Here is a 374-nt window from a genome sequence, read left to right on the forward strand (position 1 = left end):
GGGTTAAGGAATGTTTCTTGTGCCGCATCTAAATAGGCTCTAAATGCCATTTCAATACTATCGACAAATGGCTTTCCTGTTTTTTCTTTCATCTTGAGACCTGCTTCTTCAAATGCGGCTGGTGAATTGATTAAGGCCGCTACTTCTTCCGGCTCTGTCGGTAATCCTGCTTCCTTAAACAAATCCGTCCGATAGTATAGAGCTTTCGGGCCAATATCCGTTGGCAGGCCAATTAAGAAATCTCCTTTATCGTTCTCGCCGGTCTTCCATTTCCAATCAAGATACTGATCCTTAATATCCTTTGCTCCAAGATCATATAAGTTTTCGAAGCGGTCTTGGGCCGCCTTAAAACGATCTAGTTGATCAATCTCAAG

General features: G+C 42.8%; 1 protein-coding gene. It reads right to left on the reverse strand.

Annotation, left to right across the window (positions count from 1 at the left end):
• Window positions 1-374, reverse strand: a 374-nt coding sequence (locus RYX56_RS21440; protein WP_317124001.1) for an extracellular solute-binding protein, incomplete at both ends; no start/stop codon positions are given.

Origin of the sequence: Alkalihalophilus lindianensis, assembly GCF_032843265.1 — a bacterium.
Classification (GTDB): domain Bacteria; phylum Bacillota; class Bacilli; order Bacillales; family Bacillaceae_D; genus Alkalihalophilus; species Alkalihalophilus lindianensis.